Source organism: Marisediminitalea aggregata (genome assembly GCF_900129565.1).
GTDB lineage: Bacteria > Pseudomonadota > Gammaproteobacteria > Enterobacterales > Alteromonadaceae > Alteromonas > Alteromonas aggregata.
Genome location: NZ_FQWD01000001.1, coordinates 317,841 through 339,509 on the forward strand (window position 1 = coordinate 317,841; position 21,669 = coordinate 339,509).

Genomic DNA, 21,669 nt, shown 5'->3' on the forward strand with positions numbered 1-21,669 from the left:
TGCTGACTATCCGCGATTTATCCTTCGCTCTATTGATCCACATCCTGGCGCTTTTTTTCCACTGACGCTAATCTGGCGTTTTCAGTCTCATCTTATGTTTTAGTCAGCGTTACGGGAAATATTGGTCGTGTTTTCAGTTCCAGTCCATTTGCATGCTCAGAGTGTATTTATAATCATCGCCGTTGCAGCCTTGCTGATGACGACGAATCGCGTCCGCTACGATTTGATTGCCGTGGTCGTTATTCTGGCGTTAATGATGACCGGCATTTTGCCCGTCAATGCGGCACTGTCAGGTTTTGGGAATCCTGTCGTCATCCTCATCGCAGGTCTGTTGATAGTCGGTGAAATGCTCGACCGTACCGGGGTAGCGAGATTCGTAGGCGACTGGATCGGGGAACATAGTCAGGGCTCACAAAGCCGTCTGCTGATCATGTTGATGCTTGCCTGCGCGCTGCTGAGTGCGGTGATGAGTTCCACCGCCGTTGTCGCAATTTTTATTCCCATTGTTATGCGCATCGCGCGGCGTAGTCACGGCGGCGCAGGGCAACTCTTGCTCCCTATGTCATATGCTGCGCTGGTCAGCGGCATGTTAACGCTCATTGCCACACCTCCCAATCTGGTTATCAGCGGAGAATTGAGCAATCAGGGCTTTCAGCCACTGGGGTTCTTTTCCTTTTCCGCCATTGGTATTGTCGTTTTAGCCGGATTGATGTTCTATATGGTTGTGGTAGGTAAACATTGGTTACCCAAAGCCGACTCCACTGATACCGCTTCTATGCGGCGGTCGATACAAGCCTTGTGGGACGAATATCGGGTAGACAGAGAGCTGATTTACCTGCAAATTGGCCCGGATTCCCCCCTGCATGGCAAAACTATTGCACAAAGTGAGCTCTATAAGCGATACGGATTAAGAGTACTGGATTTATCACAACGGGTTCGCGGATGGCGTGAGTTAAAAGCGGGGGTGTCACCCGATATCGTCCTGCACAGTGACGATGTGCTGCACGTCGCCATACCTGCCTCGCAATTAGACGAAGCCAAACAGGCCAATCAATTATTTGTTTTCCACCCCTCTCAACTGGAAACTCAGTATCGCAGTTGGGAGTTCGGCGCAGTCAGTGTATTAATCCATCCGGATTCAAAGCTGATTGGCAAATCGATTCGGGAGGCGCAATTCAGGGACCGCTATGGGTTGGATGTATTTGGCGTAAGGCGAAACCGTCAGTCTATTGAACATTTTCAGGATCTCCTATTACAGCCCTCAGACAGCTTACTGGTGACCGGTCCGTGGGCCAGAATTACGCACTTACAGCAGCAAAACCACGATTTTGTCGTACTGGAAACGCCGGCCGAAGCCTCGGATGTTGTACCAGCATTTCAAAAAATGCCGGCGGCGCTGATCATTACCACACTGATGGTACTCAGCTCTGTATTCAACTGGCTGCCGTTAGTCGCCTCGGTGCTGCTTGCAGCTATTGCCGCTATTGTGACTCGCTGCCTGAACGCCGCAGACGCCTACCGCGCCATTCACTGGCAAAGTCTGGTATTACTGGCGGGCATGCTCCCGCTAGCCGATGCATTACAGCAAACCGGTGGAACAGGCATGATTGTAGACGGATTACTGGGTATTGCCGAGAACGCCTCTGCGCAAACGGTGCTGGTAATGGTGTTTTTTCTCACCGCATTAATGACGAATATATTGTCTAACACCGCATCAGCAGTATTGATGGCGCCGATTGCCATTAGCCTTGCGCAACAATTAGGCGTGTCGCCCTACCCATTGGCTATTACGGTGTTGTTTGCGGCATCGGCTGCCTTTATGACCCCCATCGCCTCTCCCATCGTGACTTTGATTGTCGAGCCAGGAAAGTACCGCTTTAGTGATTTTATTCGGCTAGGTTCGCCAATGCTGCTGTGGGTGTTTGCGTGTTGCTATGTACTGATTCCGATTGCCTTTCCTTGGTAATACCAATCCGCATAGAATATTACCCTATCAGCGAGACCGACAGGTTTTTTTGTGGCGAAGCTTATTGGCACAGGTTTAATGGTGCTAAATCAAGCAAATGTAACGAAGGTAGAAAGCCTGTCAGCCTCGCCCGAAGGGAGTGGCCAAATCGACTTAGCTCTTTGTTGCGGTTACTGGACGTAGAATGACTATGCCTCAGTAACCGCGTCGTGATCTAAGTCGATTTCGACTCGCCCTCAGGGATCACTCTGCTAGGGCAATATTCTATGCGGATTGGTATAAAACAAAAGCCGACAGGAAATTTTCCCTGAAATGCAAAAAGGCTCCACAATGGAGCCTTTTCTCTTCAAGCACTAGCTAATGTTGCTCTGCCAGTAGTTTCGATTTCTTTTTGATCTTACAGTCTAAGATTCGCTGAGTATTCTTTCTACCTAGGTAATAAGCAACAGTATACGGATGCGCTCGCTTGAAGAAACGTTTAAGTGCTTTCATCATACATCCTCCTTCGCTTTGTTGCCTTATTCAATATATGACAATACTGTAATAAATGCCAGCACAATTTTTTAATAGTATACAAAAATACTGTTAGTTATTGATTTTATTACTAATGAATTTTATAAAAGGATCATATTTTGATTATCAGTGCCATTGATAGAGCCAGTAACCAATACCTGTTTTTATAAAAATAAAAAATCCGCGTCCTTTTCAGGTACGCGGATTTTCGAGTTCATAGTAGGGAAGTTGTACATCCTCCCCTAGGGATAAACGCTAGTCCAGGTATTCCAATCTGAAGTTATCCAGCACCACTACGCCACCACTTTCAGTTCGCAACTGAATGAACGAGTTTGCTGTGGCTACCGGACCTTCTACTTCCAGGGTACCAATCGTCAGCTCACCGATTAGCTTGGCGAAGAACTTCGAGCTACCGCCATGCATAGACTTACTGCTACTACTGGTATTGTTATCCACATAGATTTGGAAGTTATTGTCACCATCCGGGTCACTCACACTGACGATATCAACCAACACCTTGTATGGACGGCTTAAATCGAACACACCACGTCCCGCTGTATCGCTATCGGCCGTATCTGTGCCAGGTTGCGTATCACCAATGGTGAAACGCGCACTGTCCAGCGTAATTTGTCCGCCAGCAACCGTGATACCACTGCCACCACCTGTGATGTTGTGTAACGGCGCTGCACTGTCATCCGGCATCGACTTATAGTCGGCGCTGAAGAAGGCACTGGCATCGGCAGCACTGAAGTCCTCACTGTATGGCAGCGTGACATCCGTTGCTTCACCCGTACCAGAACCACCATCGCTTCCACCGTCTGTTATCGCAGGGATATCAAGCCCGGATTGGTCTATTTTGCCTACGCCAGCGTGGTTGATGACCTTGCTTTTCACAATGCTGGTGTCATCCAGGTTGTAATCGTAAGGCACTTCATAACTGCTGGTTGGCGTTTGGTCCGGACCCGCTACCACATCGGTACCCGATGGGGTGGTCCAGGTGACACCGGTACCAAACAGGTTGCCCGAGGTATTCCAGTAACCAATCACATCAGAGTAGAACGACACAATCGGGTTCTGGGTGTTTTCAAACACGTTGTTCTCGATTTGCAGCTCTGCACCAATACGCGAGTTAATCGCCGTTGAATTGATGTTGTTGTAGTAGTTGTTATACAGATGGCCATGACCGTAGCGAAACAGCGGTAAGCGCGACTCGATGTTCTCAAAACGGTTGTGGTGGAACGTTATCAGACGATCTGTATTGTCACTGGCCGTATCTGACTCGGTATGACCATGCAGCGACGCTTTCCAGTGATCGTGCAGGTAGTTATACGAAATCGTAATGTTTTTGGCACCCGACTTAGAGTCAATCAAGCCATCATAGTAGTCTTTGTCTACGTCCAGCGTGCTGTACAACTCGTTGTGATCAATCCAGATATTGCTGGTCGTCGAGCCATCGTCATCGCCTTCAATAGAAATGGCATCCTTCGCCCCCGTCAATACGTGATGGATCTTCAGGTTCTGCACAATAATGTTGTTGGCACGGCGAATCGAGATACCGATACCGTCGAACTCACCTCGGTCAGCCACACCTATGATTGACACATTGTCCATGTCTTTAATTTCAATGGAACGACCGCTGCCATCGTTATTGGCGTCGGTGATCACACCGTCGACATAGATAATAATCGGTGAATTCGCGTCTTTGGCTTGCTCAAGCGCAGCCGTTAATTTCGCGCCGGTATCCACAGTTACAACCATACCACCTGCACCGCCGGTAATATCAAAGTTGTAACCTGCAAAGCCTTTGTCGATTTCGGTTTCAACAATCACAGGGGCATCCAGCGGTTGAGGATCCCAACCTGCACCGTCGTTGTAGCCTGCGAACACACTTGCACGTGAGCTGTAATCCGCGGCTTCACTTTCAGTTAGCGCGTAACCACCTACGCGAGCACTCAGATCCAGCGCGTTACCCTGTGCGTCTGTACTACCGTATTCACGCCAGCCCGCTGTGGCCGTAGCCGGATCCGGGTTAGGCTGAGGCTGACCATTGATGCCATCGTAGGCCCAGCCTACCGTCGCAATATGCTCACCAAAGGTATTGTTGATCAACGTGATATTGTCGAAGTAGTTGCTGTTGCCACCACTACGTGCGATATAGGTTGAACCCGCTTCAACTGTCGTACCCAAGGGACCAGGGCCATGGGTAAAGTCGCTGTTCAGGAATACAAAGCCTTTGTCAGATTCGTTCTGTACACGCGCCTGCAGCACATAGCCACCTGGCGATGTCGCATCTGCCCCGTACTTGGAATCACCGATAGTGCGGATTTCACTGTCTTCAAACAAGGCTGCATTTGCATAACCCCAGATGAAGTCGACGTTACCCGCCACCAGCGTGTTGTAGAACCAGCTGTAGCCTTTCAGCAGCAGGGTATCCTGCTCACTCATGAAGTTCATGTTGTTGGCCACTAAGCGGTGACTACTGTTGAAGTAGATCGTTTCCGCCTGGTTTGAATCCACACTGTTACGCGTATGGCTGTTTTTCAGTGTGAAGTTATTCAGCACCAGCATGTCAGCACTTTCTACCAGGAACACACTGCGGCCGCCGTTCGGAGTCCCTGTGCCCAGTGGTTCGCTGCCACCTGTACCGCCGTTGTACGACTCGTAGTTGTCGTAGTAAATAACGGTATCGTCGCGGTCTTCACCCTGAATAGTCAGGTTGTTTTTATTGCGAACATACAGCAGTTCGTTATACATACCTGACTTCACGGTAATGGTCGCGGCAGTATCTTTTGCCACATTTTCCATTACGTAGTTCAGTGCGCCTTGTACCGTGCGGAAATCAGCCTGACCGTCGTCGTCGACCGTGACGTCATTGCCTGACGGACCAATCTCTTTGGTCGAGAATTCCCAGCCTGCGTTTTTACCCATACCGGTAAAGTCCACACCGTTCAGTTGTGTATTGGTGACCACACCGTCACCAATAGCGACGTAGTAGGTTTGGTCATACGCAAGCGCATTGTTGTGAGGCACAATCGTTAATGTATTGCCTTCAACACTAAACGCGCGGTAGTTCACCCGACGCAGGCGATCCTGGCCGCTGTAGCCCAGCGCATTAATTTCACCACCGAGGGAAATCACATCTGCAACCGTATCATCAGCCGCATTGTAGATGCGCACTTCGCCTACTTCGCCCAGCGTAGGTGCGCTGTCGAAGGTCAGCATCAGCTTGCCATCAATGTACGCGCTGGTTGATGCCAGGGCCGGTGATACCTTACCGGTAAGGTCGCCATACTCGCTCGACGGCATGACGAAACCTTCGGTTACCATGACCTCGATGCTGCGGGTTAGCGTCGCGTCTGAGCCTGAAGTGAAGGTGATAGTGGCACTACCAGCACCCACCGGTGTCAGTGTCACGTTCGGACCATCAACAGTCGCCGTTACCACACTGTCTTTAGACGATGTCACGGTAAACGTGTCGTCGGTGACACCATCGTTTTTCACGGCAGTGACATACACGTACAGCGGGTCACTGGTTGTGGTGGTATCCCAGGTGGTGTCTTTGTAGTCCAGCGTTAACTGCACGGGTTTAACGGTTGGGTCACCTACTTTGAAGTCGTCCATTTCAAACGAACGGTTGTTGGTGAACATACCGATCAGGCCTTTAGCGGTAAACGTGCTGTCCGTTACCGATCCCATTTCTTCGCCATCCAGATACGCTGTTAACGTTTCGCCAACCAGGTCGAAGCGCACGCGGTACCACACGCCGTCAGTACCGTCTTTCTCACCGAGTAACAACGGTGTTTTTGCCTGCACTGGGCGGTTAATCGAACCGTCGGTGCTAATAGCAATCTCAATACGCGTGTTGCTGGACGAGTTTTGCAGGTTCATACCGCCGCCATACCAGTTACCTTCGCTGTCGTAGCGGGCAGTGAAGTAAAGCTGCTTATTGGCAGTGGTGCTGTTTTGACGAGGTCGAATACGTGCTTCTACAAAGTAATCTGCAGTATCCGGAATTTGCGCCATGGCCGCTTCGGTTAACTGCAGGATTTCGCCGCCGGCACTGCCTGCGGTATAACGCAGCATTTTGTTACCGTTGTCGTTAAAGACGTCGAAGCTACCTACCGCGCCTTCTGCGTTGTCTGGTTGCGCCAGTAATTCCCAGTTGTCGGTTGTACCGCTGGCGAAATCATCGCAGAAATACAGCTCGGGCTGGTCGTCACACGAGAACACACTGGTATCGTCAAGATATTCAATGCGCAGATTGTTGATGACTACGGTACCGCCGCTTTCTGTGCGAAGTTGCAGGAAGGAATTTTCCGAGGCAATAGGGCCTTCCACTTCCAGCGTGGTGCCTGGCGTAAGGGTATTGATCAGTTCACTGTAGAATTTCGATGCACCGCCGAGTATAGATTTACTGCTGCTACTGGTGTTGTTATCCACATAAATCTGGAAGTTGTTGTCACCATCCGGGTCGCTTACCGATACAATGTCCATGACGACTTTATAAGGGCGGCTTAGATCCAGCACACCCGAGTTAGTGACATCATCACCTGACGTATCTACGTCTGGCGTTGAGTTACCAATGGTAAAGCGGCCAGAATCAATTTGCAGACCTTCACTGACAACGGTGACTGAACCACCGGTGCGCGTGTACATGGGCAGCGTTTCACCGGCACTGTTTACCAGGCTGGCAAAAGCGTCTGAGAAAATGTCTTCAGTTACACCCACAAAGTCGTAAACCAGTGGCAGGTCAACCTGTGGAATTACGGGTTGTTCAGGTGTTTCCGGCTCTTCCGGTTCCTCCGGCTCTTCAGGTTCTTGTGGCACATCTACCGCATCAGCAACCGTTTCAATAGTCAGGTTGTCGATGGTAATGCTACCTGAGCTGTCGGTACGAAGCTGGAAGAACGAGTTGGTTACATCAGGGTTTAAAATACGCGCGTCCGGATCGTCCACTGGCAGACCAGTAACGTCGGTACCCGGTACATAGGTATAAGTAAAGCGCTGACCAATCGGGAAGTTCTCTTCACTGATGCTCATGCCAATAAACTTACTGGCAGCACCGTGGATAGATTTGCTTTGGCTGGTAGTGTTGTTATCTACGTAGATGTTCATGCTACCTGAGCCATTGTGATCAACAACGTCAAAGCTAATGGTAAAGCCCTGACTAATATTGAAGATACCGGTGCCCACTGTATCTGAATCAGCTGTTTCAGTACTCGGGCTGGCAGCGGCGTTACCAATGGTAAAACGCGCACCCGCCAGGGTTAATTGCCCAAGATCCGGGTCAATGATCGGGCTTCCACCGGTTTTGAAATACATCGCACCTGCATTTTCATCTTCTGTCAGGCGTTTGTAGCCCGACGAAAAGAAGGTGGTGATATCGGTATCGAAACTCTCTGCCAGCGCAGGCTCAATGGCTGATGCCGCTTCTTCAAGCGCAATCAGTTCCAGGTCGGCCTGCTCTTCGGTCAGTACCAGCAGGTTGTCTTTTGTATCTTCATCGGCATCACACATACGAACCAAACTGGTTACCGCTTGCGTAGGATTGTCGAACCAGCAAAGGCTGTACACCTGATTTACGGTGTTAAACGAGCGGGATACCAAATAATGGGTACTGGTTTCTGTGGTCAACACCAATGCACGACGACCAAACGCATAGCCGTAAGTACCGGTTACTGTTGACTCGCCTTCCACCATGGTGAACGTACCTGTCATGCCAGTGGCATCATCAGGCAGGAAATTAATGCTGTTTTTTACGGCACTGCTGCCGCGAATAAAGGTGTTGTACAGTGTACCTGTGATCAACTCTACATTGATTGCATTGGTAAGCAGGGTACCGTATTCGCTTTCAAGATAATCGACGAAGTGTTCAACCGCTTCGTCGTAACCCACCAGGTTCGCACTACCGCCTGCCGTTGCCAGCCAAGGCTCAACATCAGCTGCGAAGTCGTCCGGGTCCTGGGCAAAGAAGGTTTCTATCGTTTCACCGTCGGCCAGGGTCATTTGTGCGGCCGCCGCTGCATTGGCAGAGATACTGATGCCGTTACTCGGATCAGCATCGGTGTCCAGCGCCTGCAATAAACGCAGCGTATTTACTACCGCAGGGTTGAATGGGTTATCGGTTTTAAACAGCGCTAGCGGCGTTAACAAGCTTGAAGCCGGCGCGCTCGGAAACGCGAAATCACCGATATGAAACGTGATTTGGTCTCCACGGAAATAGGAAAACTCCCCGTTGTCATTGGTTGTACCGTCGGGGAAAGACTCTGAGCTGTAGCTAATGCCACCTACCGGCGCATCGACAAACTGACCGGTCAGTGCAGGCGCGGGCTCTTCTTTTACATTTATGGTTTGTTCAAATCCGCAGCCGGTCACCAGCACGGCGCCGCTCATAATGGCGGCTATGCGATTGAGCTTTTTCATGTTCACCCTCCCAAGGATGATAGAGCGGGAGTGCAGCTAGCGGGGAACCTCAGTTACCCGATATTCTGTGCCACGTTCCCGATTCGATTAATTGTTCTGAGGCAATGCCTCAATCCCTGCATTAATAGAACTTGATCGTGGCACCCAGCTGATAGGTCTGGCCGTATACTTCCTTCTGATACAGGATGTTGCCACCGCTGTATTCGTTACCCTCGAAGTAGCGTAAATCTTCGGCAGACGTCAGGTTGAGTGCATCGAAATACAACTGTACGTTTTCACTAACATCGTATTTCAGCTTCATGTCTACGCTGGTATAACCGGCCTGATACTGGTCTCCCCAGACTTTACACGCCTTGGCGTCAGCCAAATCTGCAGATACCGGGCACGAACCAATTTGTTCCAGAATGTCGGAACGGTAGTTGGTAATTAAACGTGCCGAGAATACTTCGTTTTCCCAACCCAGCGTCAGGTTAAAGGTTTGGTCAGCCTGATCAGGCAGTGGCACAGAGCCTTGACGTACTGTGCCGTCTAAGCGCGCATCACTATCCAGGAATGTGGCATTCGACTGAATAAAGAAGCCGTTTTCAAAGTACTGGTTGTAGCTCAGTTCAACACCATACACTTTGGCTTTGTCGCCGTTCAGTGTGATGTTGATTTCGTCCATTACCAGGTCCTGTGGAATAACGAATTCAGTCACCTGATTCACCGGCAGGCGCACTGGCAGGTCAGCCAGCGACATGGAAATACCGTTTACATCAACAATGAAGTTTTCAATGTCTTTGTAGAACAGGCCAATTTCCATAAACAGGTCTTCACTGGCGTACCAGCTCAATGACGCATCGTAGTTAATTGACGTCATGGCAGTCAGGTTAGGGTTACCCACATCAAGCGCGTTGTCTGATGCAAGAATGTAGTCCTGTAGCTGACGGATGCTTGCGCCACCTTGTGAATCATCGCAATTATCACTGGCCGGTGGGCAAAGTTCGATATCGCTATCGAAGGTCGCATAGCCACGCGCCTGCTTGAACGATGGGCGAGTGAAACTGGTCCACACTGCACCACGAACCAGAATATTTTCAGTAGGCTCATAGCGAATATGGGCACTAGGGAAGAATTCACTGTATTTAATGGAAGCCTCTGGCAGTGGAATTGCAATATCCAGGCTACCGTTCCCTGCACCATTGAACTCAAAGTCATCGTTTTCCAACGACATAAAACCCGTGGATGCAAACTCGGTTTCTACCCAGCGCACACCGGTAATCAATGTGGCGTCCATTCCCAATGGAATTTCGGTCATGGCGTACAGCGCTTTGGTGTCTTCATTTATGGTGTAGTCGCCTTTAGTACTTTCAATCGACTCTTCACCATTGGTTGCGCTCTCCACTGTTTGACGAGTGACATCTACCATGGCATCTACCGTGGCAGCACTCTCAAACGGGTACTGGAAATCGCTGTTAGCCGGAATGGCACTGGGGTAATCAGCCAGGCTGGAATTCACCACATCGATACACGCTTGATCGTCATTACAATCGTCTGCTGATGGGTCAAAGCTCCAACGGTTTTTGTCGCGCTCGTGGAATCGCTGCGTGAACAAGCCACCTACTTTGACATAGTTGATGTAATCGCTGTACACGTCTTTGCGCAAATTGAACTGGAAGCTTTCCAAATCATCAGTGCGTACGCCGCCTTCAAGGAACAGGTTGTCAAAGGCGAAGCTACTTAGATCGCTGGCATCACCTCGACCTGAGCTACCAAACATGTCGTCGGTGTAGTCCAGTCCTGCGAAAGCAGCCGCTTCTTCAGGACTCATTACTCGCGCGTTAATGGTATTGCGCAAGCCCTGGCCATAAACTATCAAATCCCGCTCACGGAATTGCACACGGCGGTCGCCTCGCGAGTCTTCCTCAGACTTTGAGCGCGCGTATTCATAATCCAGGATCCAGGTTTTATCGAACGTATTTCTTCCACCCACGCTGAACGTGGTGGTTTCGTTGGTACTTTCCTGAATAAAGTGCTGATGGAATACATCGATGTCAGACAGAATAAATTCCTTTGTCTGATCGTTTACGTAAATGATTTCGTCGTTGCCAAATGAACCCGCATCCTGGAAGTCGTAGAACTCACGCAGTGCAAAGTCACCATCTTCGTATTTCGTATAGGTGCCTTTTACATAGTAATAGGCATCATCTGAAGGCTTGTATTCTACGTTCAATGCACCTGCGGTACGGGTACGGTCAGCAATTTCACGGCGCATTTCAAGTTGCGCAGGCCCCAGAATTTCCGGACCAAGGTTATCCGCTGCAATATCTTCGTCGGTTAGTGGAAAGTCCGCACGATAGAATTTCATTTCGTTAGTGCTGTGGTGGCGAGTTTCGTCGATCAACGTTTCTCGGTCTTCATAAGAGAACGCGTAGCCGATACCAATTTTGTCACCCATCAGAAGTTCAGTCCCGTTCAGGCTGAAACGAGGAGAATGAGACTCGCGTAACTCATTGTACGCATCCTGAATTTTCAGGTTGAGCGTTTCCTTACCACGGTCAAAGGCCGAAATGGCTTTAACGTTAACGGTACCACCAATTGAATTGAGGTTCTGATCGGGTGTTAACGACTTCAGTACTTCAATAGTACCCAGCAAATCTGCAGGTAATGCATCCAGACTGACCGCCCGGTCTTCACCCGCGCCGGCCATTTCTGCACCGTTCATGTTGACGGTAACGAAGCTTGGGCCTAACCCGCGCACGGCTACAAACTTACCTTCACCTTCGCTTCGCTGTAATGTTACGCCAGGCAGGCGACGCAGAGACTCTGCCACGTTCTGGTCTACAAAGTTACCCAATTCATCGGTAGAAATCACCGAGCTGAATCCATCCTTCATACGTTCCAAATCACGGGCTTTCAGATCTGCTGTTTTTACACCTTTAACCTGAATAATTTCCAGATCCTGCTGCTCGTTGTTCTGTTGTGCTTGTTGAGCTTCAGCATCGGTTTGCGCTGGTTGTTGCGCAGTGGCATTGGCTTTTTCTTGTTCGGCTGGCGTCGAAACTTGTTGTGCGTAAACGGGCAAACTGAATGCCAGACAGGCCATTACCGCGTTTAACTTAAATGTTCTCATGATCCTTTCTCCAGACACGAGCCTCAGGGCTGGTGTTGATGAGTGGCGATATAATTTTTTCTAATGGCACGTACAACAGGTATAACACACCAAACCAGTGCCACCGGTGGCAATATATCGCCATTCCAACACGAGATCAACATTTTATTAACAGAAATAACACTGGCGGGGAAAGAAAACATAACAGTAGAACAAGATAGGGTAAACGCTCGCGAATTAGCGTAGAAATGAAGTAGCTGCGGTTACTCTGCAGAGATTGAACGGCTAAACAGAGTAATCAGCGTATTATTGTGCCCCAGCGCTAAACTCCTTGGCATAATCTGCCCAACCGCCGGCACTCAGTACAGTGAGCTCAGTATTGATTAAACCATTCCCAAACGTCGGTTCACCCCGTCGAATCTCACTTAACAAACGTGTATCGACAGAGTCCTGGAATTCGCCCCCGGCATTCCTGTTAGCCCCTACGTCGCCTTTGATTATCAACAAATCATAGGCCTCTTTAGGCGATAGCGTAGTGCTATCTGGCTGTTCAAAAGGTATATTTACGAGGGTTGAGGCATACACGGCTTCAACCGCTTCGGCAGACAGTTTTTTCTGGTTTTTCACCGACAAGCCCAAGCGATTATTCTCTGTGGCATCAGGTCTTCCGTCTATTTCATTACCTGCGATAAACGCCTGGGTGCCAGGTAATTCGGGCTTTGCCCAGAATTGGAAAAAATGTTTGGCCTCCGATGCCGGACCTGGCTTGTAAAAGTTATTGATAAGGTTGAATTTTCCGCCTTCTGCTCCATAACCACTGTTGTCGCCCCAGTTGTAAAAGACGTTATTGCGGATATCCACCAGCGTTTCAGATTGCGGGTACGGCGGCTTTAGCCTGTAGCCATTAATGCGCGGGTTTCGACTGTCGTGATGAACAATTACATTGCGGATAAAGCTCGCTTTAGCACCTCCCCAGATGCCACCATAGCCATGACTGCCTTTGTGGTGGCCGGCTTCCTTCAGGCTTTCAGAAATAATCGAGTTTTGCAGGGTAAATCGCTGATTATTATAAAAAGATGCTACTTCGTCATTTGCCCAACTTAAAGAGCAATGATCGATAATGATGTCCTGTCTGCCGCGCGCATTCAGCGCATCGCCCTCGCCTTGTTTAACACCAGGTCTGAAGCGCAAATAACGGATGATGACCTGATTGGCTTTAATGGATGTTTGAGCGCCGGCAATAACAATCCCGTAGGGTGATGTCTGTCCGTTAATTGTGATGTGGTCCCGGGTGATTTCCAGCACATCCTTCAGATGAATCACACCCGACACAGCAAACTCAACAATGCGCGCACCTTTCTGCTTTACCGCATGGCGTAGTGTACCTGGCTCCGGATGTTCAGGGTTGTCGTCCAGCGACGTAACAACATAGGTTATGCCACCTCGCCCGCCTTGCGTGTATTGGCCAAAGCCAACAGCACCCTCAAAGGCTTTTTCGAGACTTGCACCATGCGCCTGGGAGTAGAAAAGTAGCCCACAAAAAAACGCAATAATAAACGAGACCGGCTTAGCCATATGAACCACCTTACCAATATTTGCATCGTAAACCGGCAGACTAATTGTAAAATTATTATTTATGCCACCGGTAGCATTACAATCAAAAATACACCATGATGATTGTTTTTACAACCTGCTAACCATTTTCACAATTTAACAGCATTTATTGGAGAAGGGTTAGTATTGTGTTGGGATGATCCGGCAGGGTACGTCCTCAAACACCGCCCGCAATGCGGCGTTATACACGCTGCAAACCAAATACCCCAGTTCGGCAGATGCCAGAAACGGATAACGCCCGAATATTTCAATTTTGTCTTGGGTAGCGAGTACAACTGACTCGCTTGAGCGCGACGCAACCACCTGTTTAAATTCAGCGTCCTGATAATGATTAGCACAAAATCCGTCCTTGGATGACCAGGCACAAATTCCCAGAAAACACAGGTCAAAGTGAAAGCGTTTAAGCGACTGAATAGCCACGTTATCGACAGCGCCGCCGACCATAGGGTCCAGCTCTCCGCCAATTTGAATGGTATGAATCGACTTTTGTTCCAGCAGACGCAAAGCAATTAACGGACTATTGGTCACCACAGTAAGCTGTTTATCAGTGGGTAACATGCCAGCCAGAATCAAATTGGTGCTCGAGGCATCAAGAAAAATCAGTTGGTTCTCTTTTATCAAAGACAGTGCTTTAGTCGCGAGCTGCTGTTTTTCATCGCTATTGCGCTGTAACCGTTCCTGCTGAGTCCCCGACGGTGGCGCATAGGACATGGCCCCACCGTGAATGCGTTTACAGAAGCCTTGCTCAGCCAAATGCCTGAGATCGCGACGAATGGTCGCTTCGGTTGTGCCCAGACACTCCGCTAACTCAGAGGCCATGACTTTGTTCTGGGTTCGCAGTTGCTCAATAATGTATTGATGCCTTTCTTCGGGCGAATACTTCTCCACACTCAACGCCTTTTCGTGTTTTATGGATTATTGTGAATCACTATATTACACGAGCTAATATGAAATGTTCATTTGTTTTTATTTTTGTCTGCTTTTGTTTATTTAAGCAAAAATAACCGTTATGATATCGTTTACCATAACAATTTTGACAATAAGTTCAGTGCCTGATGGACAATACGGTCTCAAATAACACCCCCAAAACACGCTCTGCCACACGCGTCATGTTTTTAAGTGCGGGAATGATCACTGCTGCATGGGCTTCAATCATTCCTTTCGTTAAATACAACGTGCAAATCAGCGACGGCGTGATTGGTGGGTTATTGCTATGCCTGGGTGCAGGCGCTTTAGCAGGCATGCCGTTGGCCGGTGTGTGCTCAGACCGATTTGGTTGTAAGCCAATTCTGATAACCTCAGTAATTAGCTTCGCACTGCTGTTTATTCTCATTCCACTGATGACGACTGTGCCAGCCTTAGCGTTTGTGTTGTTTCTGTTTGGGATGAGTATCGGGCTCACAGACTGTGCAATGAATTTACAAGCCGTTGTCGTTGAAAAAGCGTCAGACAAACCGTTGATGTCAGGGTTTCACGGATTTTATAGTCTGGGTGGAATGGTTGGCGCCTTGGTGATGACTGTGCAGTTATCAATGGATGTGCCGGTACTTACAGCTTGTCTTGTTACCTCGGCATTGGTGTTCGGATTATTGCTATACAGTCAAAGTGGGTTGCTACGTAATGCACAAGGCACATCTGGCCCGCTGATCATTATGCCCCGCAGTGTCGTGGTGCTGATTGGCGTAGTCTGCAGCATTCTGTTCTTGTCGGAAGGCACGGTATTGGACTGGAGCGGTATTTACCTCGCTGAGTTTCTGCATGTAGACACGTCGAAAGCCGGTTTAGGTGTAGCCAGTTTCTCGATAGCCATGACAATAGGCCGTTTGACTGGAGACAGTATTGTGTCGTCGCTGGGTCCGAGAAAGGTCATTAACGCGGGGGCGCTGACAGCTATCTCTGGATTTCTGATTACCTTGCATACAGACATGTGGCAGCTGGCGCTTTTCGGTTACGCATTGATTGGCTTTGGCTGCGCCAATATTGTTCCTATTATGTTTTCTGCGACCGGCAAGCAGGATGTTATGCCTGAATCGATGGCTGTAACAGCGGTATCGACATTAGGCTATGCCGGTGTGCTCGCTGGGCCTGCGCTGGTTGGCTTTGGCGCAGAAGTGTCAAGCTTGCCTGTATCTCTGCACGCTGTTGTAGGCCTGATGATTATCGCGTTACTGGTTAGCCTGAAAATTCGCGTGTAATAGCAACACTGACAACGATTACCCCGAGCCGTATAGTAAGCGGCTCACTGCAAACAATGACTGGGAAATAGCGCACACTATTTCGCACACAATCTGACTTTATCAACTCACCCACGACTTTTTTGTCATTCTGAAAAACCACAACGAGCTAGCAATGTGCACCAATATTGTTATAGTATAACATAACACAAACAATCAGGTATTACGCAAACATGTCCGACGTTGTTATTCAGGCAACGAATTTATCCGTTGATGTTCAGTCCAAACAAATCCTTAAAAACATTTCTTTCCAGGTCCTTAAAGGCGAAGTGCTGGCGCTATTGGGCGGTAATGGTGCAGGTAAATCTACGACCATCAAAACGTTTTTGGGACTAATGAAGCCCACATCAGGGGACGTTTCTCTGGTAGGTGTCAGTGTGCCAACCAATCCGGATGTAGTGCGTAAGCAGGTCGCTTATTTACCTGAGTCGGTAATGCTCTACGGCCACCTGACTGCCATAGAAAATATCCGTTACTTTTTGTCACTTTCCGGTAAGCAAAAAAGCGATGAAGACATCGCTGTTTCGCTTAAGCGTGTTGCACTGCAATCGTCGTCGTGGCATCAGCCACTAAGTGGCTACTCAAAAGGCATGCGACAAAAAACAGCCATTGCGCTCGCGCTGTTGCGGGACGCACCAATTCTATTTCTGGACGAGCCCACGTCAGGTTTGGATCCGGTCGCCATCGATGAATTTAACCGGCTGATTAATCAGTTGGCTAGCCAGGGCGCGACCATCCTTATGGTGACGCATGATGTTTACGGCGCTTGTCATGTTGCCAACCGTATTGGCCTACTTCGCGATGGCGAACTCGTGGGCATGTTCGACGCTCCCGCCGAAGGCAATATTGACTCCGAGGTTGTGCACAAAGCGTTTTCCCAAGGGAGCGAGGCATGAGTAACACAGTGCTCACTGTTGCCCGTGACGAATGGCGTTACTGGCAACGTTCCCGTCTGGCACAGTCTGTCGTCATTCTGGCCTTTTTGCTGGCAATTGCCTCAGTGTGGGTAACCCATACTTCGGTAAGTCACTCCATTGACCAACGCCAGCATCAGCAAGCCGAATCAGAAGCCGTTTTTGAAGCACAGCCCGACCGTCACCCACACAGAATGGTGCATTACGGGCACTATCTGTTCCGCTCACCGCCGCCGCTGGGCTCGTTGGACCCCGGCATAGATGCCTTTACCGGCAATGCGATTTTTCTGGAAGGGCATCGTCAGAATGGTGCCACGTTCGCGGATCGAAAACAGGCCAGTGGCTTAACCTGGCTGGCTAAGCTCACGCCCGCGTTCGTTATGCAGGTATTAACCCCGTTGTTGATGATAGTCATAGGCTTTGGTGTTATGACCCGTGAACGGGAAGCCGGCACCTTGGAGTTTCTTAAAGTCCAGGGCGTTTCACCTTTCGTTATGTTAGCCGGTAAAGGTATTGCGTTAGCCGGGGCTGGCATGCTGATACTCCTTCCGTTGTTCCTTGGCGTCTGTCTGACTTTACTGGATGGCGCAGCTGTAGTACCCGCTCTGGCGTTTTTGGCGAGCTACGTTATATATATGGCGGTCTGGATTGGCATTGTGTTGCTGGTCTCTACGCTTGCCAGCTCTAACAGCAGCAGTTTCGGCAGTCTCGTCGTTGTATGGATTGCACTTTGTCTTATTGTGCCCCGAATCGCCAGCAACACCGCCGGTGTACTAGTCCATTCTCCCGGCAAGCTTGAAACCGATTTCGCCGTGTTGAAACAACTCCGGGAAATGGGCGACGGACACAATGCTAACGATCCGGCTTTTAAGGCATTAAAAGACAACCTGCTGGCCAAATACAAGGTCGACAGCGTTGAGGCACTGCCCATTAATTTCAGAGGGATTGTTGCGCAACAATCGGAGGCCGATTTAACCAAGGTACTCAACGACTTCGCTGAACAGCAAATGACTCAACAGGCAGACCAGGCTGCTATTGCGAGGCAGTTTGGATGGCTCTCCCCCATGATTGCGATTCAAAACGCTTCCATGAAGCTGGCTGGTACCGACCTGGAAAACTACCATCGCTTCCTGCGCGAAGCAGAGAACGTGCGCTTTGACTTCGTTCAATCGTTAAACAAGCTTCACGCCGAAGGTATGACGCTTGAGCAGGATGCCAATAAATATAAAAGCCAGGCGGCCAAAAAAGCCGCGACGGTGAGTGCCGACAACTGGCAAATACTGAACGATTTTCACTTTACCCCGCTACCACCAACTCAGCGGTTTGCCAACAGTTTGCTGGCTATGACACAACTTGTCATATCGCTTGCTGTGGTATTCGGCGTCATTTTTTATGCAGGTAGACGAGTATGAATTTTCTGGATGTCCGTCGCGAAACGGTGTTTTTGCTGCGCAAAAAAAGTATAGCCCTGCTGCTACTTGCAGGTTTCCTCCTGGCTTCGTTTTCAGTGTGGACAGGCTCGGTGGACGTTGCCCAGCAGCACCAAACCATAGAGCGTTTACTGGTTGGGGACAGCGTCGACCGTGAAGAGGTCACCCATAAACATCACGATTATGGTTACATTGCCTACTACACATTTCATTTAACCTATGCGCCGCCATCACCGCTGGCATTTGCGGCACTGGGAGTACGTGATATTTACCCGTGGAAGCACAGGGTAAGGATGCTGGCTCTGGAAGGGCAGATCCACGAGTCTGACACACCGAACCCTGAGCTCGCACTGGCAGGCAAAATAGACTTCACGTTTGTGATTGCTGTATTTTCGCCGCTGCTACTTATCTTGTTGTTACACGATCTCAGAGCATCTGAGCGCGCTGCTGGCCGTCATGACTTCCTGGTGGTCACGGCCAGAACCCGTAACAGCCTGTGGCCTTTGCGTACCGCAATTCTTATGGTCGCACTCTGGCTTGCCCTAATAGTACCGTTTTTGTTGGGCTGCGCTGTGAATGGCGTAGGCATCGTCGATGTCTTCATGATCAGCGCCATCGTGTTGGTTTATCTGCTTTTTTGGTCAGTCATTTGCTACCTGGTTGCCCGGCTTGCATTCCCTGCTCCGGTGCTGGCCTCACTCCTATTAGGCGGTTGGCTACTCACCACATTTATTATTCCTGCGGTGGGCGATGTCGTTATTGAAGAGGCTTATCACGGCCCAGAAGGGGGTAACATTCTGATGACCCAGCGGGAAGCAGTAAACGATGCGTGGGATCTGCCACATCAGGTCACTATGGACGCGTTTCTTGAAACGCATCCACAGTGGCAAGGCAAAACCCAAACCACCAGTTTATTCGAATGGAAATGGTACTTCGCGTTTCAGCAAGTTGGCGACGAAAAAGCCCTGCCCCTGGCCATTGCTTATCAGCAAACCGCAGAAGATCGCTACCGTGCGGCGGGCTATATTGCGTTGCTTTCACCAGCCACCTTATTAAAGCGAGCTTTAACGCACTGGGCACACACCGATGCACCGGCGGCCTGGCACTACGAACAACAAGTCAGGGCATTTCACGCTGAATTGCGCCAGTTCTACTACCCGTTTTTATTTAATGGTACGCCGTATAGCGAAGCGTCGCTGGCAGACCGCCCTGTTTTCACCCCTTATAAAAATACAGAACGTTAACCTGGAAATCTTTCAATGAAACAACAGCATACGCACTTTTTAAAACACGCGCTTTCACTGGCCGTTTTAATGGGCATGAATGCCCCGGTCATGGCACAAGACACCAGTTCAGATGATGACGACCTGGAACACATTGCAGTGGTAGAGCAGCGTCAGGCTTATCGTGGCAATGTACCACTTAAACAACTGCCCCAATCGGTAGACGTTATCTCTGATGAACTGCTCGACAGCATGGGTATCTTTGACCTGCAAACCGCGTTGAAATTTACCAGCGGCATTGCCAGTCAAAATAACTTTGGTGGGCTGTGGGACAGCTTTGCTATCCGCGGTTTTGCCGGCGACGGCAACCGCCCATCCGGCTATCTTATCAATGGTTTCAACACTGGCCGGGGCTTTGCCGGTAAGCGCGATGCGTCCAGCATTCAGGCCATCGAGGTTCTGAAAGGACCGGGTTCTGCACTTTACGGTCGCGGTGAGCCTGGCGGTACCATTAATATCATAACCAAAAAGCCACAGTTTGCTGAAGAAGGCTATGTTGAAGCCACGGCGGGTAGTTATGGCTTGTACCGTTTGGAAGGCGACTATACCAACGCAATAAATGCCGACCTGGCGTTCCGCGTTAACGGCGCGTACGAAGACGCAGAGAGCTTCAGAGATCAGGTAGAAAGCAATAAGCTGTTTATTACCCCTTCTTTGGTTTATGCACTGAGCAAAGACACCAAACTCTTCTACGAGCTGGAAATCATTGATCAGGAAGCTAACTTTGACCGCGGAATTTCGATTCCGAATGGCCAGTTTGGCGTCGTCCCTATTGATACGTTTTACGGCGAGCCCAATGATGGCCCAAATGAAATCAAAGGCGTTGCTCACCAGCTATCGATACAATCCAAGCTTAATGATAACTGGAGTATCAACGGTGGGCTCAGCTACCGAGATTCGTCATTTGAAGGTTTCTCAACAGAACCAGAATTGTCTTCGGGCCGACAGCTACTCTACGTCGACGGTGAAACGCTATCGCGTCAGCGTCGCTATCGCGATTACGACACCACGGACCTATCTGGCCGCGTTGAGTTAAGTGGCGAAGTGGCAACCGGCGATTTGACGCACCACATTCTGATTGGAGCAGATGCCTATGACTACGAGTACGACCAGTTAATGATGCGCTGGCGCACCGCCTGGGGCGCGGGGGACACCACCTACTCAGTGGATTTACTGGACCCTCAGTATGGTCAGGCACAACCCGAAGTAGCGCCGTTGATTGATTCTAATGAACAGCAGCAAGCCTTTGGTCTGTACGTACAGGACCAGATTGATATCAACGACCAGTTCAAAGTGCTATTCGGCTTGCGTTTTGACGACTTCGAGCAGGAAATCAATGGCGTTAACACACTCGACCAGACAGCAACCAGTCCGCGTTTGGGTGCGGTATACCTGCCCAACGAACAATTTTCGTTTTACCTCAGCTACTCTGAAGGCTTCAGCCCGAACAGCGGCGTAGATAACGACGGCAATCCGTTTGATCCGGAAGAAAGTAAGTCCTATGAAGGCGGCATGAAGTTCAGCTCTGCCGATGAGGCTATCAACGGTACGCTGGCGATCTTCCATGCAGAAAAATCCAACATTCTGGCTGCAGACCCTGTAAATGGCGGCACGATTGCCATTGGCGAAGTGGAAAGCTCAGGTATCGAGGTAGATATTGATGCTGCTATCACCGACGCCACGGTAATGACCTTTTCTTACGCCTATATTGATGCGGCTACCCAAAACACCGTCACCAACCCGGATTGGGGGGTGGAAATCGCAGCAGGTACGCCATTGGTTAACGTGCCAGAACATGCATTCAACCTGACCGCCACGCATAGCCTGATGCTTGCCGGCTACGCTACGCGTATTTCTGCTGGTATTACCCACGTTGGTGAGCGAGTAGGTGATGCGGTTGCACCAGAATACAAACTTCCCAATTACACCATTGTGGATTTGTCTGGCACAGTAGACATCACCCCGGACCTGACCGTGCGTCTGGTAATCGACAACCTGTTCGACAAAACCTACTACGACAACTCTTACTCTGCACTGTGGACACAGCCGGGCAGACCACGCATGGCGCGAGCAAGCATACGCTACGCGTTCTAATCAGCCAGTTCTTACCAGGGTTTGAAACGATCCGCATTGCGGGTCGTTTTTTCTCGCAACGGTTTCAAACCGGGCCTGATACACCATTAAAATCGCTTAGCATCTAC

Annotated in this window: 10 protein-coding genes; 6 read left to right on the forward strand and 4 right to left on the reverse strand. The window is 49.7% G+C overall.

The features are described from left to right. Positions 1–196 precede the first annotated feature (196 nt). Positions 197–1,966, forward strand: coding sequence for an SLC13 family permease (locus BUB81_RS01355; protein WP_084526106.1), 1,770 nt, complete (start codon positions 197–199; stop codon positions 1,964–1,966). A 768-nt stretch (positions 1,967–2,734) separates the two neighbouring features. Here BUB81_RS01355 and BUB81_RS01360 read toward each other — a convergent pair. From BUB81_RS01360 to BUB81_RS01375, 4 genes are all read right to left on the reverse strand, one after another. Then, positions 2,735–8,902 carry a pectinesterase family protein gene (locus BUB81_RS01360; RefSeq protein ID WP_073317091.1) on the reverse strand — a complete coding sequence of 2,056 codons (6,168 nt, stop codon included), beginning with the start codon at positions 8,900–8,902 and terminating at the stop codon, positions 2,735–2,737. A gap of 121 nt (positions 8,903–9,023) precedes the next feature. Then, complete coding sequence (locus BUB81_RS01365) at positions 9,024–12,014, reverse strand: TonB-dependent receptor (RefSeq protein ID WP_073317094.1); 2,991 nt, start codon at positions 12,012–12,014, stop codon at positions 9,024–9,026. A 285-nt stretch (positions 12,015–12,299) separates the two neighbouring features. Beyond that, positions 12,300–13,568 (reverse strand): pectate lyase family protein, encoded by a 1,269-nt coding sequence (locus BUB81_RS01370; protein ID WP_073317097.1) that lies wholly within the window; start codon positions 13,566–13,568, stop codon positions 12,300–12,302. Positions 13,569–13,727: 159 nt separating this feature from the next. Beyond that, positions 13,728–14,495 (reverse strand): DeoR/GlpR family DNA-binding transcription regulator, encoded by a 768-nt coding sequence (locus BUB81_RS01375; protein ID WP_073317100.1) that lies wholly within the window; start codon positions 14,493–14,495, stop codon positions 13,728–13,730. A 221-nt stretch (positions 14,496–14,716) separates the two neighbouring features. Here BUB81_RS01375 and BUB81_RS01380 point away from each other — a divergent pair, with 221 nt between their 5' ends. The 5 genes from BUB81_RS01380 (at position 14,717) to BUB81_RS01400 (ending at position 21,562) form a co-directional block, all read left to right on the forward strand. Next, the gene (locus tag BUB81_RS01380; RefSeq protein ID WP_342742590.1) at positions 14,717–15,802 is read left to right on the forward strand and encodes an MFS transporter; all 1,086 of its coding nucleotides are present in this window, start codon (positions 14,717–14,719) and stop codon (positions 15,800–15,802) included. A gap of 212 nt (positions 15,803–16,014) precedes the next feature. Next, positions 16,015–16,737, forward strand: coding sequence for an ABC transporter ATP-binding protein (locus BUB81_RS01385; protein ID WP_073317107.1), 723 nt, complete (start codon positions 16,015–16,017; stop codon positions 16,735–16,737). Then, positions 16,734–18,167, forward strand: a complete 1,434-nt coding sequence (locus tag BUB81_RS01390; protein ID WP_073317110.1) for an ABC transporter permease — start codon at positions 16,734–16,736, stop codon at positions 18,165–18,167. The genes BUB81_RS01385 and BUB81_RS01390 overlap by 4 nt, the downstream gene beginning before the upstream one ends. Next, positions 18,164–19,429, forward strand: a complete 1,266-nt coding sequence (locus BUB81_RS01395; protein ID WP_073317113.1) for a DUF3526 domain-containing protein — start codon at positions 18,164–18,166, stop codon at positions 19,427–19,429. The genes BUB81_RS01390 and BUB81_RS01395 overlap by 4 nt, the downstream gene beginning before the upstream one ends. A gap of 15 nt (positions 19,430–19,444) precedes the next feature. Beyond that, positions 19,445–21,562 (forward strand): TonB-dependent siderophore receptor, encoded by a 2,118-nt coding sequence (locus BUB81_RS01400; protein ID WP_073317116.1) that lies wholly within the window; start codon positions 19,445–19,447, stop codon positions 21,560–21,562. The last annotated feature ends 107 nt before the right edge of the window (positions 21,563–21,669 follow it).